This is a genomic window from Ruegeria halocynthiae, assembly GCF_000743705.1.
GTDB lineage: Bacteria > Pseudomonadota > Alphaproteobacteria > Rhodobacterales > Rhodobacteraceae > Ruegeria > Ruegeria halocynthiae_B.
In genome coordinates this window covers 136,188-161,530 of record NZ_JQEZ01000003.1, presented here as the reverse complement: position 1 = coordinate 161,530, position 25,343 = coordinate 136,188, and the positions used below count along the sequence as shown (strand labels likewise).

25 protein-coding genes are annotated in these 25,343 nt (G+C 56.4%); 3 read left to right on the top strand and 22 right to left on the bottom strand.

Features of this window, described 5'->3' with window-relative positions; translation table 11 throughout:
• Positions 1-20: 20 nt before the first annotated feature.
• The 16 genes from JT51_RS11580 to JT51_RS11505 form a co-directional block, all read right to left on the bottom strand.
• On the bottom strand, positions 21-995 hold the full coding sequence (locus tag JT51_RS11580; protein WP_037312610.1) for a CobW family GTP-binding protein: 975 nt from the start codon (positions 993-995) through the stop codon (positions 21-23).
• Positions 996-1,292, bottom strand: coding sequence for a hypothetical protein (locus tag JT51_RS11575; protein WP_037312608.1), 297 nt, complete (start codon positions 1,290-1,292; stop codon positions 996-998). It lies immediately after the preceding gene.
• A 56-nt stretch (positions 1,293-1,348) separates the two neighbouring features.
• Positions 1,349-2,251 carry a polysaccharide deacetylase family protein gene (locus JT51_RS11570; protein ID WP_037312605.1) on the bottom strand — a complete coding sequence of 301 codons (903 nt, stop codon included), beginning with the start codon at positions 2,249-2,251 and terminating at the stop codon, positions 1,349-1,351.
• A 45-nt stretch (positions 2,252-2,296) separates the two neighbouring features.
• Positions 2,297-3,649: an amidase gene (locus JT51_RS11565; RefSeq protein ID WP_037312603.1), complete on the bottom strand. Its 1,353-nt coding sequence runs from the start codon at positions 3,647-3,649 to the stop codon at positions 2,297-2,299.
• A gap of 12 nt (positions 3,650-3,661) precedes the next feature.
• Entirely contained in the window at positions 3,662-4,768 is a 1,107-nt protein-coding gene (locus JT51_RS11560; protein WP_037312600.1) for an ABC transporter ATP-binding protein, read from the bottom strand.
• Between the two features lie 82 nt (positions 4,769-4,850).
• Entirely contained in the window at positions 4,851-6,068 is a 1,218-nt protein-coding gene (locus JT51_RS11555) for an ABC transporter substrate-binding protein (RefSeq protein ID WP_037312597.1), read from the bottom strand.
• 67 nt (positions 6,069-6,135) lie between these two features.
• Positions 6,136-6,891 carry an SDR family NAD(P)-dependent oxidoreductase gene (locus tag JT51_RS11550; protein ID WP_037312593.1) on the bottom strand — a complete coding sequence of 252 codons (756 nt, stop codon included), beginning with the start codon at positions 6,889-6,891 and terminating at the stop codon, positions 6,136-6,138.
• Positions 6,888-7,610 (bottom strand): SDR family NAD(P)-dependent oxidoreductase, encoded by a 723-nt coding sequence (locus JT51_RS11545; RefSeq protein WP_037312590.1) that lies wholly within the window; start codon positions 7,608-7,610, stop codon positions 6,888-6,890. The genes JT51_RS11550 and JT51_RS11545 overlap by 4 nt, the downstream gene beginning before the upstream one ends.
• Positions 7,607-8,458 (bottom strand): ABC transporter permease, encoded by an 852-nt coding sequence (locus tag JT51_RS11540; protein ID WP_037312587.1) that lies wholly within the window; start codon positions 8,456-8,458, stop codon positions 7,607-7,609. The genes JT51_RS11545 and JT51_RS11540 overlap by 4 nt, the downstream gene beginning before the upstream one ends.
• 2 nt (positions 8,459-8,460) lie before the next feature.
• Complete coding sequence (locus tag JT51_RS11535) at positions 8,461-9,330, bottom strand: ABC transporter permease (RefSeq protein ID WP_037312585.1); 870 nt, start codon at positions 9,328-9,330, stop codon at positions 8,461-8,463.
• Complete coding sequence (locus JT51_RS11530; RefSeq protein WP_037312581.1) at positions 9,327-10,409, bottom strand: ABC transporter ATP-binding protein; 1,083 nt, start codon at positions 10,407-10,409, stop codon at positions 9,327-9,329. Before JT51_RS11530 ends, JT51_RS11535 begins: the two co-directional genes overlap by 4 nt.
• Positions 10,410-10,659: 250 nt before the next feature.
• Entirely contained in the window at positions 10,660-11,643 is a 984-nt protein-coding gene (locus JT51_RS11525; RefSeq protein WP_037312578.1) for a GntR family transcriptional regulator, read from the bottom strand.
• Complete coding sequence (locus JT51_RS11520) at positions 11,640-12,875, bottom strand: ABC transporter substrate-binding protein (RefSeq protein ID WP_037312575.1); 1,236 nt, start codon at positions 12,873-12,875, stop codon at positions 11,640-11,642. The genes JT51_RS11525 and JT51_RS11520 overlap by 4 nt, the downstream gene beginning before the upstream one ends.
• 239 nt (positions 12,876-13,114) lie before the next feature.
• Positions 13,115-14,629 (bottom strand): tripartite tricarboxylate transporter permease, encoded by a 1,515-nt coding sequence (locus JT51_RS11515; RefSeq protein WP_037312572.1) that lies wholly within the window; start codon positions 14,627-14,629, stop codon positions 13,115-13,117.
• Position 14,630: 1 nt separating this feature from the next.
• Entirely contained in the window at positions 14,631-15,113 is a 483-nt protein-coding gene (locus tag JT51_RS11510; protein WP_037312569.1) for a tripartite tricarboxylate transporter TctB family protein, read from the bottom strand.
• Between the two features lie 66 nt (positions 15,114-15,179).
• Positions 15,180-16,154 (bottom strand): tripartite tricarboxylate transporter substrate binding protein, encoded by a 975-nt coding sequence (locus tag JT51_RS11505; protein ID WP_419177308.1) that lies wholly within the window; start codon positions 16,152-16,154, stop codon positions 15,180-15,182.
• 295 nt (positions 16,155-16,449) lie between these two features.
• Between JT51_RS11505 and JT51_RS11500 the strand changes: the two genes are divergently transcribed.
• The 3 genes from JT51_RS11500 to JT51_RS11490 are packed head-to-tail and all read left to right on the top strand — an operon-like array spanning position 16,450 to position 19,510.
• On the top strand, positions 16,450-17,118 hold the full coding sequence (locus JT51_RS11500) for a response regulator transcription factor (RefSeq protein ID WP_037312562.1): 669 nt from the start codon (positions 16,450-16,452) through the stop codon (positions 17,116-17,118).
• Positions 17,115-18,497, top strand: coding sequence for a sensor histidine kinase (locus JT51_RS11495; RefSeq protein ID WP_037312560.1), 1,383 nt, complete (start codon positions 17,115-17,117; stop codon positions 18,495-18,497). Before JT51_RS11500 ends, JT51_RS11495 begins: the two co-directional genes overlap by 4 nt.
• Positions 18,467-19,510, top strand: coding sequence for an ABC transporter substrate-binding protein (locus JT51_RS11490; RefSeq protein WP_037312557.1), 1,044 nt, complete (start codon positions 18,467-18,469; stop codon positions 19,508-19,510). The genes JT51_RS11495 and JT51_RS11490 overlap by 31 nt, the downstream gene beginning before the upstream one ends.
• Before the next feature lie 376 nt (positions 19,511-19,886).
• Here the strand turns inward: JT51_RS11490 and JT51_RS11485 are convergent, their stop codons facing one another.
• The 6 genes from JT51_RS11485 to JT51_RS11460 form a co-directional block, all read right to left on the bottom strand.
• Complete coding sequence (locus JT51_RS11485) at positions 19,887-20,564, bottom strand: aspartate/glutamate racemase family protein (protein WP_037312554.1); 678 nt, start codon at positions 20,562-20,564, stop codon at positions 19,887-19,889.
• A 7-nt stretch (positions 20,565-20,571) separates the two neighbouring features.
• The gene (locus JT51_RS11480) at positions 20,572-21,285 is read right to left on the bottom strand and encodes an ABC transporter ATP-binding protein (protein WP_419177307.1); all 714 of its coding nucleotides are present in this window, start codon (positions 21,283-21,285) and stop codon (positions 20,572-20,574) included.
• Between the two features lie 12 nt (positions 21,286-21,297).
• Positions 21,298-22,080 carry an ABC transporter ATP-binding protein gene (locus JT51_RS11475; RefSeq protein ID WP_037312548.1) on the bottom strand — a complete coding sequence of 261 codons (783 nt, stop codon included), beginning with the start codon at positions 22,078-22,080 and terminating at the stop codon, positions 21,298-21,300.
• Positions 22,077-23,048: a branched-chain amino acid ABC transporter permease gene (locus tag JT51_RS11470; RefSeq protein ID WP_037312543.1), complete on the bottom strand. Its 972-nt coding sequence runs from the start codon at positions 23,046-23,048 to the stop codon at positions 22,077-22,079. Before JT51_RS11470 ends, JT51_RS11475 begins: the two co-directional genes overlap by 4 nt.
• 19 nt (positions 23,049-23,067) lie before the next feature.
• Positions 23,068-23,937, bottom strand: a complete 870-nt coding sequence (locus JT51_RS11465; RefSeq protein WP_037312540.1) for a branched-chain amino acid ABC transporter permease — start codon at positions 23,935-23,937, stop codon at positions 23,068-23,070.
• Positions 23,938-24,036: 99 nt separating this feature from the next.
• Positions 24,037-25,224: an ABC transporter substrate-binding protein gene (locus tag JT51_RS11460; RefSeq protein ID WP_037312535.1), complete on the bottom strand. Its 1,188-nt coding sequence runs from the start codon at positions 25,222-25,224 to the stop codon at positions 24,037-24,039.
• Positions 25,225-25,343: the final 119 nt, after the last annotated feature.

The following is a 25,343-nucleotide window of genomic DNA, read 5'->3' as shown; positions in this document are numbered from 1 at the left end:
CCAGAATGTCCTGAGCGCCCTTAGCCGTCGCTCAGTGAAAAATACCTGAGCGACTTTCCAAGGTCTTCCTTCGCGAAATTCCGGCCAATGAATACAATTTCATTGGCGCGCTGGGTCGAGGATGGGGGCAATATTTCTGGCGCCTGTACTGAATTGCGCACGCCCTGCAGCAGCAAGAGCCCTGCGGGCGTGTCGAACACGCCTTTGACCCGAACGATATCGTGCCCGCGGGCATGTAGCAGAGCAGACAGCCAGACGGAGAACGCGGCCCAGTCGACAGAGTTGTCAATTTTCAGGCGCGTGGGTTCAATGGCCGGTAAACCAGACAATTCTCCCAACGCCGGAAGAGGGACCGGAGGGGCATTGGGGTCAAACGCAGGATCAATTTCCTCACCTTTGATCGCCGCCGATACAGAGGCACCAGGATTGAGTTGTGACAGTGTGGCGTAGACGGTACTGAGCATGGAGTGGGATTGCAGATCGGCTTTGGTCAGTATGATCCTGTCGGCGGCCTCAATCTGGGCGCGTCCCAGTTGCTCGGTTCCAAGTTGATGGATAATGTTGGCCGCATCGGCCAGTACAATAATGTCATCCAGCAAAATATGATGCACCAGCATCGGGTCCGCCTGAATGGCCTCAGCGATTGAACCGGGATCGGCCAGGCCGCTGGTCTCTAATATGATCCTTTCAAGACGCGGTGTGTGCGATGCCTGCTGACTTCGGTGATCGCACAGGCGTCGCAGCGACCTAAGTAGTTCATCGCGCCCAACGCAGCATGCACACCCCCCCGCCAGAAGGGTCAATCCGTCAGCGTGTTGCTGCAACAAGGTGTCGTCTACAGGTGTCTCTGCGGCCTCATTGACCAGAATATGGGCCCGACCATAGCGTCTATGAAACAACTGATGACGCAGCCAGGTTGTTTTGCCCGATCCCAGATAACCCCCCAATATGGTTAGTCGCAGCCGATTGTCTGTGCGTGTTTCTCGACCTGCCATTTAAGCAGCGGCACGTAAGAATCGCGCATCCAGCGGATCAAGCGCCGTCCCGGTCTGCGCCTCTGCTTCTGACCACACCGCCTCCAGATCGGGGACAATCACGGTGCGCCCAGTGAAGGATCGCAGTTGGAGCCCGGGCGTTAGGCCGTCATCATGGACCGCAAGGCCATACCCGCTGAGGATTTTGTTCAGGATTTTGGCGCGGCGAAATTTCAGTTGCAATTTGTCACCGGCGGCATCTGCCCCGGCATCTGTCCAATGTCCCGGTTTGGTGGGGAAGCCACAGGCACTGCACATCGCGCGTTCTCCTTGGGAATGGGCCAGAGGGGTGGTCCCTCTGGCCGATGGTCGGATCAGATGACCTCGGGGCGGGCGTCGCCATCGAACGGGAAGCGCGCGCGGAAATCGTCGGCGATAGTGTTGAAATCCACCCATTCGACGCCCGAGTGACCGTTGATGTATTCGATCAGTCGTTCCAGCATCAGCAGTACCTGCGGGCGCCCTGCAACATCGGGGTGAATGGTGATCGGGAACACCCCGTATTCCATTTCGCGATAGACCCAGTCGAACTGATCTTTCCAAAGTTCTTCAATATCGCGCGGACTTACAAAGCCATGGCTGTTGGGCGCGTTCTTGATGAACATCATCGGCGGCAGATCATCCACGTACCAATTGGCACCAATATCGACGAGGTCGATCTCTTTCCCGTGTTTGAGGGGATGCATCCATTCGCCCGCCGTCTTGGAGTAGTCGATGACATTCCATTCGTCGCCAACACGGGCATAGAACGGCTGGAAGTCACGGTAACTTTGGCTGTGGTCGTATGAGAACCCGTATTTGCCAAGCAAAGCGGCCGTGACATTGGACATTTCCCACCAGGGCGCGACATAACCCTTGGGCGCTTCGCCGGTCAGACCTTTGATCAGTTCGATGGATTTGACCAGAACATCCTCTTCCTGCGTCGGTGTCATCGCCACAGGGTTTTCGTGCATATAGCCATGCGCGCCGATCTCGTGGCCCGCTTCAACGATCATGTCCATTTCCTTGGGAAAGGTCTCCAGCGAATGGCCAGGAATGAAGAAAGACGTGCGCATGTCGTATTTCTTGAACAATCGCAACAGGCGGGGGATGCCGACCTCGGTCGCAAAAATACCTCGTTGAATATCGTTCGGAGAGTCTCCACCGCCGTAAGAGCCAATCTGGCCCGCGACGGAGTCGATATCCGTCCCAAAGGCGCATAGAATTTTCTTTGTCATGATATTTCTCCTCTGTGCATTCAAAGTCGCTGAGTGAATTGGATGTCAGCCGCGTATGATGTCTTCGGTCGCCAATGCCGCTGCCAACACGGCCTCGTCTCGCCCATGCGGTGTGGACAACAGGAACCCGGTTGGCAGGCCATTTCGATCTGTCCCGTTGGGGATCGATACGCCCGCCCAATCCAGAAAATTTCCCAATGATGTGTTGCGAAGGGTCAGGCCGTTATGTCGGAAGAACTCATCCTGATCGGCCTCGAGCGGGGCGATCTCCATCGCGGTTGTGGCTGTGGTCGGGCACAACAGCACGTTGTCACCGATCAGCGCAGTGGTTTCTGCCATCAACCGCGTTCGGGCTTGCTGCAGGATCACCAGATCAACCGCAGTCATGGCGCTGGCCTGTAACACGCGGCGCACCACCCGCGCATCCATGTGTTCGGCTTGCGGGCCATCCACGCGGTCACGGTGAATAGCCAAGGCTTCAGCCCCGGCAAGGAACCCGTGTTTCGCCATCAGATCAAGGATTTCCTGAAGCTGAGGCAAGGAAATGCGGGATATGCGCGCGCCTGCACCCTCTAACCGTGCGGCGGTGGCATAGAAATTGGCCACCACGTCGGCATCGGCGTCATCGAACATCACCTGATCGGGGATCACGAAGGAAAGACCGCTGATATCCTCTGGTTCAATATCGGGGTGCTGTCGCCCGCGCAGCACTGCATCGACCAGAACGCAATCGGCAACGGTGTGCGCCAGTGGCCCGATTGTGTCGAGCGACTGCGCCAGGGGAAACACACCCTGCATCGGGTAGCGCCCCATGGATGTCTTATACCCGACCACACCATTGAACGAGGCCGGGATACGAACCGAACCGCCCGTGTCGGACCCCATGGACGCCGGCACGATGCCGGCTGCAACAACGGCCCCGGAACCCGAGGACGACCCGCCCGGACTGCGCGGTGCATCCGGGGCAGCATGGATGTTGCGGGGTGTTCCGTAATGTGGATTCAGGCCAATTCCGGAATAGGCAAACTCTGTCATGTTGACGGTGCCGACCGACGTCATCCCGGCCTGCGCCGCGCGGGCCACGATGGGTGCGTCAGCCCCGGCGGGCGGGTCAGATTTCAGGACAATCGAACCGGCCGTGGTCACGCGGTCTTTCAAATCGAACAGATCTTTCCATGCGATTGGCACACCGTCGATCGGGCTTGCAGGTGTGCCTGTGCGCCACCGCAGGTGAGCGGCGCGGGCCTCAGCCTGAGCGCGTTTTTTAAGAACATCAATAAACAGCGCAGGGTCATTGTGCCGCTCAATCCGTTCGAATACGGCCTCGACCAATTCAACTGGATCGGTGCGTCCGGCCTTGAGATCAGTGGCGAGTTGGGTGACGGTTTGCAAGGACATCTCAACCCGCCCTTACTGCGCAATTATCGTTGCCCCGGCGGACTGCCAGGCAACATAAGCAGAGGCACCAACGGTCAATCGACCCCGGTATTTATCGACGTGTCCTTCGATATTGATCGTCTCGCCATTTTCGAGCCTCACCAGCATTTGCATGATGTGACCGATCACTTGCAGCCGTTCTATCGTGCAGGGAATGGTGTTCGGCCCGAATGTTTCCCGCAGCTGACCCAGGTCAGTCTCTCCGGGGATCAGTTCCACAGCTTCGGCGGGCAGCACGATGCTCATCATTTCGCCCTGAGAATGGGCGGCATTGATCCGGTTTGTCCCCGAGATCGCGCCGAACGGAGTGTCCAGAGTGACGGTGTTTTTCTGGGTCGCTTTGACCGTGCCGGGAATAATGGTGTTCGATCCGATGAAGCGGGCAACAAATTCGTTGGTGGGCCTGGTATAAAGCTCATGCGGGGGGCTGATCTGTTCGATCCGCCCGGCATTCATCACGATAATGCGGTCCGACAGCGCCAACGCCTCTGACTGGGCATGAGTGACGAAAACAAAGGTGATGCCCAGATCGCGCTGTAGCAATTTCAGCTCGTTCTGGATGCTTTTGCGCAGGTTTGCGTCCAACGCGCCAAGCGGTTCATCCAGCAACAGGATATCCGGTTCGACGACCAGCGAACGGGCCAATGCGATACGTTGACGTTGGCCGCCGGACAAACGGTTTGTGGGCATCTCTGAGATGTCCAGAAGACCCAGCTTGTCCAGGATGCCGTCCACTTTCTGGTCAGCTTCGGCCTTGGGCAGGCCTTTGACCTCCAATCCGAACCGCACATTCTGACGCACATTCATATGCGGAAACAGGGCGTAGTTCTGGAAGATCATCGAGGTCGGGCGCTTTTCGGGTGGCTGGTCATTGACCCGTTGACCCCGGATCAACAAGTCGCCGGTTGTGATCGTCTCAAACCCCGAGATCATGCGCAATGTTGTCGATTTTCCGCATCCGGACGGGCCCAGAAAGGCGATGAACTCACCTTTTTCAACGTTCAGATCAAAGTCGATGACGGCTGGTGTGCCGTTGTCATAGACTTTTCCGACATTTTTGAGTTGCAGATCGTAGGCCAAGGACGTCGCATCCTTTTGATGTGAGTTTTTGAAGATCAGGGATGTGGTTCAGCCGAACGGGTCCGGCTGAACCACTACGGGATCAGGCCGACAGGAACTCGTCCCATTTGCGGATCAGCAAGTCGTACTCATCCGGCCACTGGTGCCAGTAGGCAACATTGGCAGCGCGAGTTTCCAGTGATCCGCCATCACGCAAATCGCCTTCCTTGATCCCGCGTTCCGTTGCGCCAACCCAAGGTTGGCCTTCATACCAGAAGGCGTATTTATCCGGGTCCATGACCTCTTTGACGTTCACGGTGGGCGAGTAGTACCCCTGCTCGGACACCGCGATTGCTGGCGGGCCGGACAGCCAGTAATCGGCATAGGCAGTGACAGCTTCCAGATTGTTCGAGGTCTTGAGCGGCGATACACCGATGGACCAACCGCGATAACCTTCCTTCATTGTGGCATAGGAACATTCAACGCCCTGTGCCTTGACCGCCATCACAGCCGGTTGCCAGGCATCCGCGATGACCATTTCGCCCGAGGCCAGAAGGTTCACAAGCTCGCCAAAGTCACCCCAAAGGGCGCGGAACTGGCCGTCTTTCTTCTTCGAGATCAGGAATTTAGACGCTTCCTCGATTGATGCGGCATCCGGGTTTCCGGGATTCTCAACCTCCAGCAGACCCAAAGCGTTCATCGCCAGAATTGCCTGACCAAAGGCGATCAGCGGATCGACGTTCAAACCGGTTTTGCCCTTGAATTTGGGATCGAACAGCGCCGCCCAGGTCGAGGCTTCCTCGGCATCGACAAGGTCCGGGCGATAGCCAATCGAGTCATAGTTATAGACTGTCGGCACCATGTTCAGGCGCGTCTGGCTTTCGTCTTCCCAGATCTGCCCGACGATCTGACGGTTGCGATCCCAGCGATCCGACGCCGTGGTAAACGTATCGCGGATGCCAGACCAGTTTTTCAGATCGGCTGCCGCCACAGGCGCCAGCTTGTCGGTGGCAACCATCGCGGCCAGACGTTCGCCGATGATTTCCCAGCAGTCATATGCGTCAGTGCCAGACAGGATTTCGGTTTGAGTGTTGGGGAAGATATCCGCCTTGCCATTCACGGCCCCAACGCCCGAACTTTGCTGGAAATCGTTGAGGATGCGTTCCTGTACCGTCACGGACAGGCCGACAGTGCGCAATTCCTGGTTGGCCAGGTCCGCTGCAAAGGCCTGTTGTGCCCCCAAAAACGGCATACCACCAGCAGCAAGTGCTGCACTGCCTGCGGTTGTCTGAAGGAATTTCCGTCGTGAATACGTACTCATTTCTGTTTACTCCTTGTTGAGGTCGAGTGTCTTTTTCTTGGTTTTGGGGTGGCAGGCCCCGCTGTATTCAGTACCGTCCGACCAACAGGCCACCATCTACAGCAATCACTTGTCCGGTGAGGTATCGCGCCCCGTTTGAGGCAAGGAAAACAACAACATCGGCGATGTCGTCAGGTTCTCCTATCCGGCCCATCGGAATGTTTTCGCCCGCTGTTTCAGCCCCTTTGGGCCCCAGCGAGTGTTCTTCGGAAAGCAGTTGAGCAGTGCGGATGTAGCCGGGTGCCACACCGTTCACACGCACCCCGCTTCGCGCTAGTTCCACGGCCAGCCCGCGCACAAGCCCGACGACCCCCGCTTTGGCGGCTGAATAGTGAACGTGTTCGTCCCAGCCATAGGCGACACCCATGATGGACGACAGGCAGACGATGCTGCCTGTGCCGCGCGCCTTCATCCCGGCAAGGGCCGGGCGGATCGCGCGGAACATTCCCTTGAGGTCAATGTCGAAGGTGTGGTCCCATTTCTCATCGGTCAGCTGGTCCAGCGGCACCCGGTGCGCGATACCCGCGTTGGCGACGATTGTGTCGATGGCCCCATGGCGCGTTTCGACATCGGCAATCACGGCGTTGGCTTGGTCCGTGCATCGAACGTCCAATTTGTGAAACTCGGCCCGGCCTCCGGCATCTTCGATCTCGGCGACAACAGCGCGTCCTTCAGCCTCCATCACATCCGTGACGATGACGGTGTCGCCTCGGGCCGCGAATGCGATCGCACAGGCGCGGCCGATGCCGATGCTGCCCCCGGTGATGAACACGATATCGCTCATAGCATCACGTCTCCTGAGTTCGGGCAAAGGGTCTGTCCCACGTAAAGGCGCGCGGCATCCGAACACAGAAATGCGACTGTGTCGGCCACATCCTCGGGTTCCCCAAAATGACCCAGTGGAAGTTCAGCGGCCTTCGCCGCCTGCCAGTCGGGTGACAGGGCCCGGACCAACGGCGTGTTGATCGGCCCGGGTGCCACGGCGTTGACGCGCACGCCCTTGGCGGACACTTCGCGTGACAGTGCCTTGGTCATGCCGATGATGCCCGCCTTTGCGGCAGAATAATGCGCCAACTCGACGCCACCGATTTGCCCCAGCTGCGAGGCGACATTCACCACACAGCCTTTACCGGCGTTCAACATGCCCGGCAGAACTGCCTTAGTGCAAAGGAACGTGCCGCGCAGATGCACCGCGATCATGCGGTCGAACTCATCAACCGTTAGCTCGGTGAACGCCGCCTGATGCACGTGACCGGCATTGTTCACTAAATGTGTCGGGGCCCCAAATTCCCGTGCGCAGTGTTCGATCATCTGCGCCACATCCGCCGGGTTCGAGACATCACCATGATGCGCGGCGGCATTTGCTCCGATCCGGGCGGTTGTTTTCGCGGCGGCGTCGGCGTCAAAATCATTGACCAGAACCTTAAACCCGCTGGCCGCCAGATTTTCGGCGATTGCCTGACCAATGCCGGAACCGGCGCCTGTGATGATCGCGATGCTCATGAGATGTCTTCCTGCATGGCGATCTTTTTGGCTCTGCGCACGCTCAGGCCCATCAGGATGCCGTAGACGGTCAGCAGCGCGAATGAGAACAGCGTCGTCATCACGCCGAAGGCAAAGATATTGGGGTGAATTTCGACCGAGAAAGTGCCGTAAATCGCCAGCGGCAACGTCTGATCCCGGCCCGATGCAAACAGCGTTCGCGGGAATTCGTCAAAGCTGAGTGTAAAGGCGAACAGCATTGCAGACAAAACACCCGGAAAGATCAGAGGGAAGGTCACTTTGCGGAATGTCCGGGCCGGTGAAACACCCAAGGACCAGGCTGCTTCTTCGACCGAGCCGTCGAACCGGTTGAGGATTGCCAGCATTACCAGGAACGCAAAGGGAAAGGTGTAGACGACATGCGTTACAAAGGCGGTGGTCCACCAGTGGCGCTCAATGCCGACGACATTGTTGGCCAGCAAGGATGTACCAAGCCCGGTCAGGACACCCGGCACCATCATGCCCAGAACGATCAGATAGAAGACGATGCCTGCCCCGCGGAATCGGCGACGGAATGCCTGCGCTGCCATCACGCCCAGCACTGTGGCCGTGACCATTGTCATGAAAGCCAATGTCAGCGACCGCAGCAGGGCCTCTCCCACCGGTAAGGGCGCGATGCGCGATGGCGGTGTCAGGCCGAAAAGATGCTTGTACCAGTAGGTTGACCATTCGATGATCGGGAATTGTGGCCCGCCTTCGGGTCCTTGCTGAAAGGACAGGATGCCCAACACGATGAACGGGCCATACAGAAACAGGATGAACGCTGCGACGTAGACTGCGAGGATGGGTTTGAGAGTTTTGGATTCCATGATCACAGCTCGTTTTTCAGGTCGACGATGCGCAGGAAACCGGCGACGACGATGCCAAGAAGTATGGTGAGGATCACGCCCACGACCGAGGCCATTGCCCATTTGAGCGACCCGACCTGGGTAACGATGATGTTGCCCAGCAGATTTACCTTGCGCCCCGAAAGCGCCCCGGATGTCGCGAACTCACCCAGAACCATCACGCTGACGAAAATGGCCCCCACGACTACGCCCGGCAGGCTGAGCGGAAAGATGATCTTCCAGAAAATCCGGCCAAAACCTGCGCCAAGGTCGCGCGCTGCTTCGATTATGTTTCGGTCGATCCGGCCCAGCATAAAGGCGATGGGACCGACCATGAACACGACATAGATTTGTGTCATGCCGATGATCACCGAAAGTTCCGAGAACAAAAGAACCTCGATCGGGCTGTCGATCAGGCCCAGCTTTTGCAGGATGATGTTGATCGCCCCTTCCTTGCCCAGCATCGGCCGCCAGGCCAGAACGCGGATCAGGAAGGACGTCCAGAACGGGATCACACACAGCACAAGCAGAATGGTCGAGACGGTCTTGCTTTTGACCAAAAGCCCGACGAACAGCGCTGCCGGATAGCCGATGATGAAGGTCAGCGCGAGAACGATCAGCCACAATCGAAGCGTGGTCCACAAAGCGCCCACATACGCCTCGGAGCTAAAGAAGTTCTTCCAACTGTCCAGCGTCAGGGTCGAGTTGATGGCAAAGGTCGTCTGCGTCCAGAAGGAGACGTAGACGATCATCATGATCGGTGCGACCAGAAACAGGATCATCCAGAACACTCCGGGCGCCAAGAGCCAGCCGGTGAACGTGTTTCGTTGGGTCGAAGGGCTTCCGGTACTCATGCCGCAACCTCCGATCCAAAGACGATGGCGTGACGGGGATCCCAGGACAGGATGTATTCTTCTCCGACGTTGTAATCATCGGGGTCGCCGAAACTCAGATGGTGATCCACTTCGACCTGTTTGTGGTCGGCGGTTTCAAAAAATGAGATGATGGATGATCCAAGATATTCGCTGGCAAGAAATCTGGCTGGCAGGGCCGGGCCGGGCAGGGCATCGCCTTTTCTGAACGCCTTGGTGCGGTCATATCGAACGGCGTAGACATCTTTCGGGTTTTGGCACACGTAACTTACCGGCACGGTGCCAAACGGGCCCTGAAAGGACTGTGCGGACAGCCTTCCGTCAAACAGGTTGAACCGGTTCAGAAACAGGGCCACATCCGGGCTGGACGGGGTGTCATGGATTTGTTCCGGCGTGCCCGACTGAATGATCCGCCCGCGGTCCAGCACGGCAACGGTATCGCCCATGGCCAGGGATTCGGTCTCGCTGCCGGTGACATGCAGGAATGTAACGTCGAGGCGTTCGCGAATCTGGCGCAGCTCGGTCTGCATCCGCCCGCGCAGATTAGCATCCAACGCACCCAGGGGTTCGTCTAATAGAACCAACTTGGGTTGCATGATCAGCGTTCGGGCCAGGGCGACACGCTGCTTCTGACCCCCTGAAATCTGATCGGGGACGCGATCTTCAAGCCCCTCAAGGCCAACCAGTTCAACCATGTCCTGGGCCCGGCTGTTGATCTCTGCATCGGTGACGTCATCTGTTCCGTTGCGCAGGCCGAACGCGATGTTTTCAAACACCGTCAGATGTGGAAAAAGCGCAAAATTCTGAAACACGAAACCGATGCCGCGTTTGTGTGCCGGCAAGTCCGTGATGTCGCGGCCCATAAAGTGGATCCGACCGGTATCAGGCTTTTCAAATCCGGCTACGACCCGCAAAAGTGAGGTCTTTCCTGAACCTGACGGTCCAAGCAAAGAGATGTATTCGTTCCGCGGTGCATCGAACGAGATATTGTCCAGCGCAGTCAATGCGCCGAAGCGGCGTGTGATGTTTTCTAGCCTGAAAATGGATTCATTCTTGGCCATTCAAGTCCCCACTCGATATTCAAACAACTGGATGCGTCGTGAACGCCCCGGCAGACGCTTTCACAAGGATGTTGTGGCGCACTGGGTGCGGCCTTGTAAAAACGTATATCGTATGAAAAGTTGGATTTAGATGGCGGTCAACAACCATCTTTCTTTAATAAATACGTCAAAAATCAACAAAACTACTCAGAATTATAAATTCCGTTCAATTTTTTAAAGATTAAAAATGATTAATGTGTTCTTAATGCATTTATAAGGGAGAGAGGTAGCGCGGAATCGCCTCTGCCTCTGGCACCAGCGCGACGATCTTCAGACGTGCCAAATTCTTGTCCGCAAGAAGCCGTAAATGTTCCTTGAGGTATTCTGCTGCTGCGTTGATCTGACGTGAACCAATCAGATCAAACAGGATCTGATACTGATCCAAAGCAACCCGGTCCGGCGGCAGACCCAGGCGGTTCAATGCTTCGTTGACTGACGAAAGAAGCAGGCGGTTGTTGCGGATCATCTCGACCAGTGCGGCATTTGGTGCGCGTTCCAGGCAGTGTTTTTGGAATGCCGCCTCATAGGCGTCGGTTTCGCGGGTCAGCCCATGTCGGATTTCTTCGCGCACTTTCGTGATTTCTGCGGGTTCAATGTGATCGGCGGCCAACAGCAGTGCGGCGGGTTCGACGATAGCGCGCAGCTGATATTTTTCGCGCAGAACACGTGCCGTCAACGGGCCGGCCAGCCAGTGCGAAGATGCGCCCTTGCGGATCAGCCCCCTTTCGTTCAGGCGGCTCAGAACATCGCGTGCGACCGTTCGGCTGACGCCCAGAAAATCAGCCAGTTCGGTTTCGACCAGGCGAAATTCGCCGAACACCTGGCAGGCCGCAACATCCGCTTCGACCTGATCGTAGACGCGCAACCATGTGCCGCGTACGGCAAGGGCTGATTTGGATTGGTCGGGGATTTCAAGCTGAAACTCATCAATCGGCTGCCGGATCGGCTCGGCGTCTGCCGAGGCATCGCCCACTAGATAGCCTCGACCGCGGAAGCGATGAATTAACTCTTCTTCGTGCAGTTTTCGCAAAGCCACCTGAACCGGTGCGCGGCTTGTCTTCATGAGGTTTGCTATCGGGCCTTCGATCAGAACCAGACCCACCGGCAGGCGACCAGACAGGATATTGCGTTTCAGAATGTCGCTGATCACCTCATACAGAGGTTCCTGACCCCGCTTTATCTCAGATTTGCTCATGACCGGTTCTCGCGTACGGCAGCAATAAATCGGTTCCACGACCGGGCGGCGTAATTGTATTCATCCATCACGGTGTTCCAAAGCGCAATCCGACTTACCCGTTCATGGTAGGCCCCTCCCGGACGTCGGTGCCCCTTACGAACAACTGTCTGGCCTTCTGTCCCAACAAGGTCCGACCGGGCGACCTGACCGTCATACCAATAGTCCCACTCGTTCTCGCTCAGATACTGGCGGGTCTTTTCCTGAACCGTCATGTAATAGCCCTGCCGGGCCATGATCGCCCCGGCTTTCCCGGTCAGCCACCAATTGAGGTACTCATAGGCCATGCCCAGCTTGGTCCCGGTCAGATGTCTGGCCAACGAGGCCCCGCCATGCCAGGCGCGGTAACCTTCGCGCGGTACGCTTTCAACAAAGTGATCCTGCATCGGCCCCAGATTTCCGTATGAGGGCGACCACATGCTTTGGGCGGACACTTTGTCAGCGTGCAGTAGGGCCTCGGCATCTTGTGCGGATTTCCAACTGTCACAAAAGAACCCCCGCTGTCTGAGCGTTTCCAGCAGCGCCATAAGGCTATCGATCTCATCGACCGTCATGTTGCCTATATCGGAAAAACTGAGATCGCCGTTGGCCTCGGCCGACAAGGCGGCATCGAACAACCCAATCGCAGGCTCATCCACAATGGCAATACGTCCTTTGGCCCGCCTGTCCAAAAGCCAGGCCCAGCTTGCGCCCTCTGGCCCTTCGTCACCAAAGACCCGGCGATCAAAGCCAAAGGAATCCACATTATGCGCGGTGGGCAACATCGAGATGAACTGCATGGGTTGCTGCCCCAAAACACCATCGGGTTGCACATAGAGTTTGCGAACCGGCGCGTCGCCATAACCCTGCCGCATATATTTACTGACACCGCCAAGTTTCGACAGGTCACCGATATTGTCCCATTCCGCGATACGCTGCGTATCAATGGGCTGAAGTGCGCCCCAATACCAGACGATATCAAGGTTATGAAAACACTGCTCGTAAATGTCATAATGCTCGGGGTTCATCGCCGCCCGGCGCTGACATGTTAGAAAGTCGAGAGATTCATATTCGATGTCGAACTGAAGGTCTGCGATGGCCGCTTGCCGGACACCTTCCAAAAGGGTGACGTCCGTACCGATAACGCGCAACGTACGACGCTTGACGCGCGGAGGAGCGGCAAGCCTATGCGCAACGGAGAGATCAATGGGCATTCAGGATCCTGTTAACGATTCAACGCGAAAGCAGCCAGTGCTCAAACCTAACGGGCGGAGTTTCGCAGGTAAACACCGAGAACTGTGGCCCACATCAGCATTGCGGTCTGGAGGCTGGCGGCACTGATCAAGTTTACCAGGACGGGTTTGCCATTTCTGGAACCCGCCCGTTGCCACTATGCGCTAACTTTCAATTTGGATCATTCAAATGGGGCTGCTCATGACGAGCCAAGAATTACTTAATCTCCGTCTGCGACGCCTTCTGCCCGCGCCCTTGCCCGGCGGGCGCGGTAGCTTGGCAAGATGACAAGGATCGCAGCGATTACCAGCAGTCCCAGTGTCATCGGGCGTTCCCAGATAAAGGCTATTCCATCATAGAGCTGCATGGAGCGTGAGAAGTTGTCCTCTAGCATGCCGCCCAGAATGAAGCCGATAAGTAACGGTGCCAACGGATAGTCCGCAAACTTCAGCGCTGTTGCGCAGATACCGAACACCACCAGCAGCAACAGTTCGGTGGCGTTGTTCTGGCCGATGTAGGCACCCATCAAGGTAAAGAACAGAATGAATGGGATCAGGTAATTTCGCGGCACCGAAAGAACCTTGGCGATGTAGGGGATTAACGGCAGGTTCAGGATCAACAGAACCAGATTGCCGATGAACATCGACATGATCACCGCCCAAAAGATTTGCGGTTCGTCGATCATCAGGCGTGGCCCGGGTGTAACGTTGAGAGCGAGCAGAGCGCCAAGCAAAATTGCTGTCGTGCCGCTGCCGGGAATGCCAAGGGTCAACAGAGGCACAAACGATCCGGTACAGGCCGCGTTATTTGCCGTTTCCGGCGCTGCCAGACCCTTGATCGAGCCTTTGCCGAACTCTTCCTGTTCTTCCTTGGTCGCGATGTTTCGTTCAACCGCATACCCCAGAAAGCTGGCGATGGTTGCACCAGCACCGGGTAGAACGCCGATAAAGAAACCCTGAATTGATTGACGTCCGATAACGGGTGCGATGGATTTCGCCTCTGACCGGCTTATCCGCAAATCCTTGATCTCACTGTCGCCACTTCCCCCAAGCTCTTTTGGCTTCAGCACCAAAAACAGCGCCTCAGGTAATGCGAACATCGCCATCGCCAGGGTAATGAAACCAAAACCTGACTGCAGATCCATAATCCCCATGGTAAAGCGCGGCAGATTGAACAGGGCCCCTTCGCCAACCGTCGCCATGATAAGGCCCAACAATGTCATCATCAGCGCCTTGGCCACCTGACCGGTTCCGGCAAATGCGGCAATCGCCGATAGGCCGACAACCATCAAGGCAAAGTATTCGGCGGAATGAAACAGCAGCGCAACCGAGGACAAGGCCGGTGCAAATACCAGCAGCAAAAGTGCCCCGATAGAGCCACCGGCAAAGCTGGAGATCGCTGCAATCGTCAACGCCTTGCCCGCCTTGCCTTTTCGGGCCATCGGATACCCATCAAAGCTACTGGCGACTGTACCCGCAACCCCCGGTGCATTCAGCAGGATCGACGAGGTGGAACCGCCAAAGATCGCGCCATAGTAAACACCGGCAAGCAATATCAGTGCGGCTGACGGATCGCCGATGGATATGGCCACCGGGATCATGATCGCGATAATCGACATTGGGCCAAGACCCGGCAACATGCCGATGAATGTCCCAATCAGACACCCGCCGATGACCATCAGCAGGTTTTGCACTGAAAGTGCCGTTTGCAGGCCGGTTAATAGTCCCTCTAACATATCAGCCTCCAACAAATCCGGGGAGCGGGCGCATATAGATGCCAAGAACCTGCTGCACAAGATACCAGACGAAAACCGCCGCGACGGCGGCTATCGGCACCATGATATGCCACTTACGTTCGCCCAAAATATATGACCCCAAGATCAGGAATCCTGATGTCGCGACAAGAAATCCGACGGGGCGCAACGAAAGTGCGTAGACTATCATCAACCCCAGCAGAAGCAGGGCTTGCCCAAGGTGATAATCACCCAGACGGCGGTAATCGATGTCACCGACCTTTTGCTCGCTGCTTTCCAAACCCAACAGAATTACGGTTGATGCTACGACGCCCAAAATCGACAGCACTTTTGGAAATGTGCTGGGCCAGATTGGGTTTCGCTGCATGAAAGGAGCAAGCTGAGCATCCATTGTGAACCAGGCTGTATACCCATAAACCAGGCAAACCCCGAGCAATAACAAAGCGATCCAGCGATCCAGCGCCATCGTTTCCTCCCAGAAAGAAGCGGCAAAGCGGGGGGGCCGCTTTGCCAAGTTCACATTTGACCGATCTTAGAGAAAGCCCAGCTTTTTCATCAGGTCGCCGATGGCCTGTTCCTGAGCTTCCAGGAATGACTGGAAGTCATCGCCCGAATTGTGGATGTTCACCCATCCGTTGCGCGCACGTACTTCTTCCCATTCAGGTGTGTCGTACATTTTTGCGATCGCGTCCTGATATTCGGCCAGCTGTTCTGCTGGCAGCCCGGGTGCCCCGAAGAATCCACGCCAGTTGACAAAGGTCGTATCGATCCCCTGCTCTTTCATGGTCATTGCGTCTGGTGCCGCAGGGACGCGCTCATCCGATGTCACACCGATGATTTTGACTTCGCCTGCATTTGCAAGATCGACCGCTTCGGAAAAGCCGGTTGAAAGCGCCGCAATCTCCCCGGATAAAAGGGCCGCCATGGCCTTTCCGCCTGCGTCATAGGGAATGTACTTGACGCCAAGTGCATCCTTGCCAGCCGCTTCCATGACCATGGCCGCAACAAGATGATCCATGCCCCCAGGTACGGAGCCACCACCGATGGCGGTGCTGGATGGATCAGCGTCGTAGGCGGCAAGCAAATCGTCCATCGAGTTGATCGGGCTGTCTTTACCGACAACAAGCGCCGCATAGTCCCCGATCGTTCCCGAAACCAAAGTCAGGTCGCGAAAGTTATGCGGAAACACACCTGTCAGCGACCGGATCACGATCGGTGTCGAATTGACCATGAGTGTTCCGTGGTTGCTGTCGGCGTTTTCAATCAGGAACCCAATGGCCTTCCCGCCACCGCCGCCTGACATGTTTTCATAGGAAGCCGTACCAACGAGGCCGGATTTGGTCAGTGCTTCGCCAGTGCCGCGGGCGGTTCCGTCCCATCCGCCGCCTGCGCCGCCGGGAATGAGGAAATGGATGCTGTCCAAAACCTTTTGATCATCTGCAAATCCGGGCGCCACAAGCGCCAGTGATGCTGCGGCGGCCAAAGCAATGCGCCGGGTAAAGTGAATTTTCTTCACGGTTTCCTCCCATTTGTTATCATGAAACGTCTGTATTCTATGGCGTTTCAGTCGCGAGGCCTTAATCTTACGTGTGGAACCTGACAAACTCCTGTCGCGCCCTGATTTCGTCAATTTATTGAGTTGAACCGACGCGACAGGTAATTGTCAGGTGATGAATGTACCCTGCAATTGTGTACGGTTGACAGAACCCGGGCATGCGCATGGAATGCAGCGATAGTATTGCTTGTATCCACCCAGGCGTGGCCCTGCAGACGTTCTGATCTGACAAATTTGGAGCAAAGAAATGCGGTTCCTGCTGGTCGAAGACAGCGAAAAGCTATCCAGAGCAATCTCGGAACGCTTGGTGCTGGATGGGCACGTGGTGGATTCCGTTTCCGATATCGGCGCGGCCGAGGCGATGCTGCACTCTACCGAATATGACATGATATTGCTGGATCTGACGTTACCGGACGGGCATGGGTGGGATTTGCTGAAATCACTTCGGGCGAGGGCCGACAAAAGCCCCGTCATTGTCATCACGGCTCGCTCGGAACTGACCGACAGAATTGAAACGCTTGACGCTGGTGCGGATGATTTTATCGTCAAGCCATTTGCGTTTGCCGAGTTGGAGGCGCGTTGCCGCGCGGTCTTGCGGCGCAAGCGCGGTGATGCATCAAACAAAACCGCGCTAGGCAATGTCGAATTTGACACCCTGGAAGGTACGCTGAGCATCGAGGGAAAATCGACCTCTCTGCGCAATCAGGAACTTCGTCTTTTCGAGGCGCTGTTCTCTGCCCCCGGCAGGTTACAATCAAAGTCGTTTTTGCTGGACAGGCTTTTTGCCTTCGGGTCCGAAGGGTCCGACAATGCCGTCGAAGTTTACATCGGCAGGCTGCGCAAAAAGCTGGCACAGTCCAACCTGGAAATCGAAACTGTGCGCGGGCGTGGCTATCGGTTAAACATTTGTGAATGAACATCCTGACCACACATTCCATCCGCAGGCGGCTTGTTTTTCAACTTTCAATCGTCGCGGCCCTTCTATCGGTTTTATTTGCCTATTCGGTCAAGGTTATTGGCGAAAACACTGCGCAAATTACCCAGGATCAGGTTCTGGCCTCTGCTGCGACATCAATCGCGGATGCGATCCGATCTGAAAGCGGTGAACTGGTGGTGGACATCCCATATTCTGCGTTCTCGATGCTTGGCGCGCTAAGCGATGATCGTGTGTTCTATCGTATTGATGTCGGGGGTGAAGCCGTAACCGGGTACGAAGACCTACCTGTTGAGCTTGTGCCGGAAAGTGTCGGCCAACCGTCCTTTTCGTCGACACAATATCGGGGCGCGGAAATTCGGATTGCAAGTGTCATCCGGCCGCTTAGCACCTTGGAAAGGTCCGTTGGCGCTGTTGTGTCTGTCGCCCAGACACGATCGGGGTTCAACGAGGTAACCTCGGGGGTTCGCACGATCGCAACCGCCGTGGGCATCGCCTTCTTTGCGACTGCTGTGGTTTTGGTGCTGCTCGCCGCACAATCAGCCATACGGCCATTGCAAGACGTTTCAACTGCCGTTGAAAGACGTGGCCCCCGGGATTTGCGCCCGGTCAACGAAAAAGTACCTTCCGAGATCGCACCGCTGGTTACCGCGCTTAATCGCCTGATGGTGCGCTTCAGTAAGGCGCTTGACCGGTCCGAAGATTTCATTGCAGAAGCTGCGCACCGCATCCGCACGCCCATGGCGCTGGTGCAAACAAATGCGGAAATCGCGCTGCGCACGACCAAATCCACGCAAAGCCGACGTGCAATTCGCGAAATCATTGAAGCTGCAGAAGAAACCTCTCGTTCGGCGCGCCAGATTCTCGATCATGCGACCGTCGGGTTTCGAACTGATCATTTGCAGCGCCAGGAAGTTCCTGTGACAGCATTGATCGAAGCTGTTCTCGACCGGCTTTTACCGGTGGCTGAGATGAAGGGGATTGGTATTTCCTTCCAAGGCCCAGCCGAGAACCTGATATGTGCCGGTGATCCTGTGCTGTTGGAAAGCGCGTTGGGCAATGTTCTGGACAATGCAATCAAATACTCACCGCACGATACCTGTGTCACGGTTTCAGCGGAAAGCGACGGAGATTGGATTCGGATATCGGTTGAGGACGAAGGGACAGGTTTCCCAGTGGCAGAAATCGAGGGGCTGGCAGACCGGTTCACCAGGGGATCCAATGCCGAGGGTACAATCGGTTCGGGCCTGGGGTTAACAATCGTTTCAGATGTTCTCGTTGCTCATGCGGGTCAGCTTGAAATCGAGAATTCCAAGGAAGGAGAGGGCGCATGCGTTTCCATCATATTGCCAACCTCCTAGCTGTTGTTCTTATCGTGTTGGCGCGCCCCGCGCAGTCTCTTGACATCGAGGCAGAAAAGCACTTTCCCGCTGTTTTTGACGGTGCAGAGTTGCATATACTTTCAACTGCAGACCTGGATATTTTTACACCGATCATCACCGGGTTTCAGCATGATAACCCCGAAATATCAGTGCATTATACCGTAGCAAGCAGCCTTGAAGTGTTTAACGCCGTTTACACGGATAGCGGCCGGTTCGATCTGGTGATTTCGTCGGCGATGGACCTGCAAACCAAGCTTGTCAATGACGGCTATGCTCAGTCGTACGACTCTAGCCAGATTACCGGGCTACCGGACTGGGCTGGTTGGCGAAATCAGATTTTCGCATTCACAATGGAACCGGCCGTGTTGTTGATTTCAAAGGTGGCCTTGGATGGGTTGCCTGTCCCGTCAAACCGATCCGATCTGATCCGGATATTACGAGAAAACCCAGAACGTTTCCGGGGTAAAATTGGCACTTATGACATACGATCATCTGGACTTGGTTATCTTTTTGCCACCCAGGATTCCCGTAGCTCAGAGAGCTTCTGGCAGTTGATGGAACTTATGGGACAACTGGACGTGCGCCTTTTCTGTTGCTCTTCAGACATGATCGCGAGAGTCGAAAGTGGCGAACTTGCAATCGCCTACAACGTCCTCGGCAGCTATTCGAACGCCCAAACCAGCCCGCTTGAACAAAACGTTCAGGTTGTAAGCCTCACCGATTTCTCGACGATCATGGTGCGAACGGCACTCATTCCTGCGACGTCGAAAAACGCTGCTGTCTCGGGCAAGATGATCGATTTTCTGGCCAATCTCGACAAGCATCCAGACATTATTGACGCAACCGGGTTTTCTTCGATCAAAGGGTCGAACCTGACGGGTGGTGAATCCCTGAATACGATCAAACTTGGACCCAACCTTTTGGTATTTCTGGATAAACTAAAAAGACTTCGTTTTATCGACGCTTGGGAGAGTTCGATCGAACAACACTGAGCTCCTGCCTAAAAAACCGGGAAAATCTTGATAAAAAAAGGTGGCTTAGGTCCCGAATTCATTTTGTTCCATAGCCAGAACATAACGGTAGCTGCGAGAGCGATAGCAGACAAGAAAACCCATGGGCGGCACTAAAGCGTGACATGGCTAATTTCCTTTGGAGAGGCTGAGGACAACGCGCTCTGGTCTTCGCGGGAGCCCGCTGCATTGATAACCTATGCAATGTTAAGTCTAGCGGTTTGCTTAACGCACTCAGACAGCGAAGTTACGGTGACGGTACTCTTGAACGTTACCCCAGATCTATAGCTTTTGAACTTGCAATTGTTGATCGTTCAAAGCGTTCTGTTTCTCTGAAGCGCTACGTTGGCGGTGTCTATCAAGCATAGGAACACAGCTTTGAGGTTTTCAGCTTGGCCTTCACCAGCGCCTCGGCAAAGGTGACGGCGCAGGCAACGCCATCGACCACCGGCAGGCCGAATTCCTCGGACAGGTGCGACATCAGATCTGTCATCCCCGCGCAGCCCAGAACGATGGCTTCGGCGCGGTCCTCGTCAATGGCGGCGCGGATTTCGGCGCGGATTTTGTCGACGGATTTGGGGTCATTTTCCTCAAGCTTCAGAACCGGTACGTCCGAAGCCCGAACCTTGACGCAGCGACGATCCAAACCATAGCGCAACAGATTGGCCTCTAACCCGGCAAGTGAGCGCGACAAGGTGGTGATGACGCTGAATTTTGGGCTGATCATGGACGCCGCGTGGTACGCCGCCTCCCCAACCCCGATGACCGGGGCCGAAGTTACGCACCGCACGGCATCGACGCCGGTGTCATCGAAACAGGCCACCACGATGGCATCCGCATCCGGGTAGTCTTTGACGACATCAAGCAATCCGGGCACGCAGGTCGATACGTCCAGATAACCCTGAATACTGGCCGGGCCAACCTGAGAGTTCGTAGCAATGATCTCGGTTTCGGGATGCGCGGCCTCACGCGCCGCTGCCGCGATCTTTCGCGTCATCGAAGCGGTAGTGTTGGGATTGACGACAAGCAGTTTCACAACGTTCTCACACTTCTCCGCCCAGATAGGCAGCTTTGATCCGCGGATCGCTCAGAAGCTCTTTGGAGTTTCCTGAGATGACCACATTGCCGGTTGTCAGCGCATAGGCACGATGCGAGATCGATAGAGCCATGCGCGAGTTCTGTTCGACCAACAAAACCGATACGCCTTCGTCGCGGTTGATGGCAACAATGGATCGGGCAATGTCCTGTACCAGCTTGGGCGCAATACCCAGCGATGGCTCGTCCAGCAGCAACAGGCGCGGTTTCGCCATCAGCGCGCGCCCGATCACCATCATCTGCTGTTCGCCGCCCGACAGCGTTCCGGCGGATTGGGAATAGCGTTCCTTCAAGCGCGGGAACCGGTCCAACACCGAATCCAGTGTTTGCTGAATGCCCGCCTTGTCCGACCGGGTGAATGCCCCCATCAACAGGTTGTCCTTCACGGACATATAGGGAAAGACGCGTCGCCCCTCGGGCACCATCGCAATCCCTTTCGAGACGATCCCGGCCGGGTTTGTACCGGCGATCATCTCGCCCTCGAAGGCGACCGAGCCGGATCTGATCCCGGCCAGCCCGGTGATGGCCCGTAGGATCGAGCTTTTGCCCGCGCCATTGGCACCAATCAGGGCGACGGTTTCGCCCTGTTCCAGATCAATCGACACACCTTTCAGCGCATAGACGTGATCGTAGTAGAGCTCGACATCCTTGAATTCCAGCATCTTGCTCATGGCTCAGATCCCGATCTCGTCATCGGCGCTGCCCAGATAGGCTTCGATGACCTTTTCGTTGTTCTGGATTTCCGCGGGCGTGCCCTCGGCGATCATTTCGCCAAAGTTCAGCACCACGATCCGGTCGGAAATATTCATCACCGCAGGCATGTCATGTTCCACCAGCATCACGGTCACGCCCCGGTCATCGCGGACCTTGCGCACCAGGTTGACCATTTTCATGGTCTCGTCATGGTTCATCCCGGCAAAAGGTTCGTCCAGCAGCAGAACTTTGGGGTCGGTGGCCAGACCAATGGCGATCCCCAGCGCGCGCAGATTGCCCTGCGGCAGGTTCGAGGCCTGCTCATTGGCAATGTCTGACATGCCCAGAAAGGCGATCAGGTCATCGGCATATTGGCCAAAACTGTTGACATCTTCATGCGCCGTGCGGGAGCCCCAGAAGTACCCCGCCAGCGAGGCGCGGGCGCGCAGATGCTGGGCCACGATAATGCTTTCACGCACGGTCATCGACTTGAAGATCGTTGTTTCCTGAAACGTGCGGACAACGCCCTTGCGTGCCACAATATGTGGTTTCAGGTTCGAAATCCGCTCGCCCTTGTAGAGCACCTCGCCTGTTGTGGTGGGCAAGAAGGACGAGATCATCTTGAACAGCGTGCTTTTTCCCGCGCCGTTCGGTCCGATCACCGAAAGGATTTCATTTTCGTTGACGTTGAACGAGATGTCGCTGTTGGCGGTCAGACCGCCGAACTTTTTGGTGACATGGCGGACTTCCAGCAGATGGCTCATTTGTCCGCTCCTTTCCGGCCGGGCAGCCGCAGGCTGAGCAACCCGTTGGGCAGCACCAGCATCAGGATGATCAGCAGGCTGGAATAGGCCAGCAACTGGAACCGACCGAGCTCGAACAGCAGATCCCAACCGAAATACAGAACCAACGTGCCCAGCATTGGGCCGAAGACATAGCCAAGCCCGCCAAGGAAGCAGTTCAGCATGAAATTCACACTGTCGGCGACCTGAAAGCTGGACGGGTAGACCGATTGCGCGATGGAGCCGAACATGGCCCCGCCAATGCCGCCCAGAAAGGAGGAAATCGCAAACACAATGACCCGGATGTACGAGATGTTGACGCCAATGGAACTGGCCAGTTCCTCATTCTGCTGCATCGACCGGCAGAGATGGCCTAGCCGTGAATTCACCAGCCGGTACATTGCCGCGAAGGTCAGGACCATCAGCACGCAGGCCGCATAGTAGAAGGCCAGCCTGGGGTTTTCCAACGTCGCGAAATCCGGGATCAGTGTCAGGCCAAAGATGGACACCCCGCCCGGCAGAGGGATCGAGGTGATGCCCTTGGCCCCGTTGGTGATCGGCAGCGCTAGCGCGGTCAGCGTCACCACCTGCGTCAGCACCAGTGAGATCATCGCGAAATAGACCCCACGCAGCCGCAGGATCGGCACGCCGATCACGACCGCCACTCCGGCGGCGAATAGCCCCGCTAACGGCAGTGACAGCCAGAAGGACATGCCCGCCTTGGTCACCAGGATAGCCGAGACATATGCCCCGATCAGGGCAAATGCCCCCTGACCGATGTTAATGCGGCCGATATAGAAGGTCAGCCAGACACCCGCACTGGCGATCGACAACAGCGCCACCGAAGTCAGAGTATAGTAGAAGTCGGTTCGCCCCGATGCCCCGATGAAAGCCGGAACTGCGACAAAGATCGCCAGCAGGAACACAGCCAGACCGGCCCATTGGATCATGTTCAATTTTGGCACGGCACTAACCCCACGGCTTGCCCATCAGCCCCTGCGGGCGGATGGCCAGGAAGATCATCAGTGAGACGAAGATCAGCAGATAGGTGATGTCGCCATATTGTGATAGAACCGCCAGCCCGATGGCCTCCATAAAGCCCAGAATGATCCCGCCGGCAATGGCACCGGAAATCACGCCCGCGCCGCCGATCATCACCATCATGAAGGCTTTGATCGAGGTCGGCCCGCCCATGCCCAGATTGACGCCCGTGATGGTCACCAACAGCCCGCCGACCAGCCCGGCCAGCATCGCGCCCAAGGCAAATCCGATCATCGAATATCGGGCGACATTGACACCCATCAACTGCGCCGCCGTGCGATCCTGCGCCAGCGCCCGCAGGGCGCGGCCGGTTTTCGAATATTGCATGAAAAGGATAAAGCTAACGATCGACAGAATGGCCAGAACGCAGATCAAAATGCGGTCATAAGGCATGATCAGCTTGAAATCCCAGTTGAACACGCCGTTGACGATCTTGGGCACGCCGCGCTGCTTTTCGCCAAACACCAGCAGGATCACCGCATCGAAAAAGAACGCAAGCCCTGCCGCCAGCAGCATCGTGCTTTCCTCACGCGAAGATCGCCGGATGACCGGCGCAAACAGAAATCGCTCGATAAGCGCGCCCAGAACAGCCAACGTGATGCACGATGCCAGTAATGCCAGCACAAATGGCCAGCCAAGCTGTCCGTAGAAGGTATAGGTGACGAAACCGCCCAGAACATACATCTGCCCATGGGCAAAGTTCAGTACGTTCATAAGCGCAAATATCAGCGTCAGACCAAGCGCGATCATCGCATATTGCGCGCCTAGATAGATGCCATTCGCAAGTATCTGTTCCATTTACGAACCTTGTTTGTGCAGATTATCCCGGGCGGTTTTTCACGCCCGGGATTGGGATATTCAGTTTTTGCCTGTAAGAGAGAGCCACCCTTGGGGAATTCAGTCCACTTCCGCGACGAACAGCGTCTGGAACTCACCGTCCTGATAGACATTTACCACCAGCGGCACCGCAAGCTGACGCTTTTGTCCGAATGAGGTCGTGCCTACATAGCGCATCTTAGCGTCCCCTTTCATAAAGGGGTTGGGGGCTTCGAACGTGTCCATCGTTGTCTGGAACGCGGTGACGTCGTCCAACCCGGCGGGGTTGGCGTTCAGCGTCGCCAGAATGTATTCCAGCGCGTAGACCTTGGTGTTGGATTCGTCGTTATATTCTCCGAACATATCGGTATAGCGCTTTACGAATTCCTTCATGTCATCCGACGCGATTTCGGGGGTCGATGCACCGCCAACGGAAATGAAGCCATTCGCCAGATCCCCTGCGCCTTCGCGCAGAACCGTCGCATCCTGCGCGGTTTCGGTCGAGATAAGGCCCTGGAACCCAAGTTCACGCGCCGAACGGATCAGCTGCGGCGCATTGGCAGGGGAGACACCGGACAAGACCAGCAGATCGGGCTGGGTGCGCATGACAGGCGTCAGCACCGGGGTAAAATCCGTGGTGTCTACCTGATAAGTGACGTTGTCGGACACAACCTCCAGCCCCAGCGATTTGGCCGCTTCGATGCCGCCGTCGCGCTGGCTGAGCGGATCGGATTCATTGGCCGCCACAAAGGCAACCGTTTTTACGCCCTTATCATCCCGCAGGTGCTTATAAATCGCAGGCCCGGACTGATAGTTGGCGACCATGCCCAGAACCGCGTTCGACGCGGGTGCGGAATAAAGCTCTTTGGGGAAAGCATAAGGGAAGTACATGATCCCCTGCGCCTCGGCTACGGGGCGCACCGCTGCGGCACCGTCATCGACGTTGGGGCCGACCACATAGTGGATGCCTTCCTGCGCCATTTTCTCCATGCCCGCGATCGCGCGCTTGGGGTCCTTCTGATCGTCGAACGAGACGATCTCGATGTCGTAAGTGGTGTCTCCGATCTTGTATCCGCCGGCTTCGTTGATCCAGTCGGCCCGCGCTTCCATCGAGCGCTGGTTGGAAATTCCCCAGGCTGCGGCGGGTCCGGATGTCACTCCGACAAAGCCGATCTTCAGCACCGGATTTTCGGCCCAGGCTGCCGATCCAAGTACGGATGCGGCCAACGCCAGGGCAGCCGATGATTTCATCAGGTTTCTGCGTTTCATTGTTTCCTCCCTATTGAGATCTCGGCGCCTCTGCCGGGCGCTTGGAATACAAGGTGTGTCACGGGTCGAATCCCATCGAACACGTCAAGTTCTGCATTGTTAACAATTTGTGTCAACAT

Coding starts and splice junctions, on each gene's coding strand:
- JT51_RS11580 (WP_037312610.1), bottom strand. CDS start 995: ATGGCAGGTCGAGAAACACGCACAGACAATCGGCTGCGACTAACCATA.
- JT51_RS11575 (WP_037312608.1), bottom strand. CDS start 1,292: ATGTGCAGTGCCTGTGGCTTCCCCACCAAACCGGGACATTGGACAGAT.
- JT51_RS11570 (WP_037312605.1), bottom strand. CDS start 2,251: ATGACAAAGAAAATTCTATGCGCCTTTGGGACGGATATCGACTCCGTC.
- JT51_RS11565 (WP_037312603.1), bottom strand. CDS start 3,649: ATGTCCTTGCAAACCGTCACCCAACTCGCCACTGATCTCAAGGCCGGA.
- JT51_RS11555 (WP_037312597.1), bottom strand. CDS start 6,068: ATGAGTACGTATTCACGACGGAAATTCCTTCAGACAACCGCAGGCAGT.
- JT51_RS11550 (WP_037312593.1), bottom strand. CDS start 6,891: ATGAGCGATATCGTGTTCATCACCGGGGGCAGCATCGGCATCGGCCGC.
- JT51_RS11545 (WP_037312590.1), bottom strand. CDS start 7,610: ATGAGCATCGCGATCATCACAGGCGCCGGTTCCGGCATTGGTCAGGCA.
- JT51_RS11540 (WP_037312587.1), bottom strand. CDS start 8,458: ATGGAATCCAAAACTCTCAAACCCATCCTCGCAGTCTACGTCGCAGCG.
- JT51_RS11535 (WP_037312585.1), bottom strand. CDS start 9,330: ATGAGTACCGGAAGCCCTTCGACCCAACGAAACACGTTCACCGGCTGG.
- JT51_RS11530 (WP_037312581.1), bottom strand. CDS start 10,409: ATGGCCAAGAATGAATCCATTTTCAGGCTAGAAAACATCACACGCCGC.
- JT51_RS11525 (WP_037312578.1), bottom strand. CDS start 11,643: ATGAGCAAATCTGAGATAAAGCGGGGTCAGGAACCTCTGTATGAGGTG.
- JT51_RS11520 (WP_037312575.1), bottom strand. CDS start 12,875: ATGCCCATTGATCTCTCCGTTGCGCATAGGCTTGCCGCTCCTCCGCGC.
- JT51_RS11515 (WP_037312572.1), bottom strand. CDS start 14,629: ATGTTAGAGGGACTATTAACCGGCCTGCAAACGGCACTTTCAGTGCAA.
- JT51_RS11510 (WP_037312569.1), bottom strand. CDS start 15,113: ATGGCGCTGGATCGCTGGATCGCTTTGTTATTGCTCGGGGTTTGCCTG.
- JT51_RS11500 (WP_037312562.1), top strand. CDS start 16,450: ATGCGGTTCCTGCTGGTCGAAGACAGCGAAAAGCTATCCAGAGCAATC.
- JT51_RS11495 (WP_037312560.1), top strand. CDS start 17,115: ATGAACATCCTGACCACACATTCCATCCGCAGGCGGCTTGTTTTTCAA.
- JT51_RS11490 (WP_037312557.1), top strand. CDS start 18,467: ATGCGTTTCCATCATATTGCCAACCTCCTAGCTGTTGTTCTTATCGTG.
- JT51_RS11480 (WP_419177307.1), bottom strand. CDS start 21,285: ATGCTGGAATTCAAGGATGTCGAGCTCTACTACGATCACGTCTATGCG.
- JT51_RS11475 (WP_037312548.1), bottom strand. CDS start 22,080: ATGAGCCATCTGCTGGAAGTCCGCCATGTCACCAAAAAGTTCGGCGGT.
- JT51_RS11470 (WP_037312543.1), bottom strand. CDS start 23,048: ATGATCCAATGGGCCGGTCTGGCTGTGTTCCTGCTGGCGATCTTTGTC.
- JT51_RS11465 (WP_037312540.1), bottom strand. CDS start 23,937: ATGGAACAGATACTTGCGAATGGCATCTATCTAGGCGCGCAATATGCG.
- JT51_RS11460 (WP_037312535.1), bottom strand. CDS start 25,224: ATGAAACGCAGAAACCTGATGAAATCATCGGCTGCCCTGGCGTTGGCC.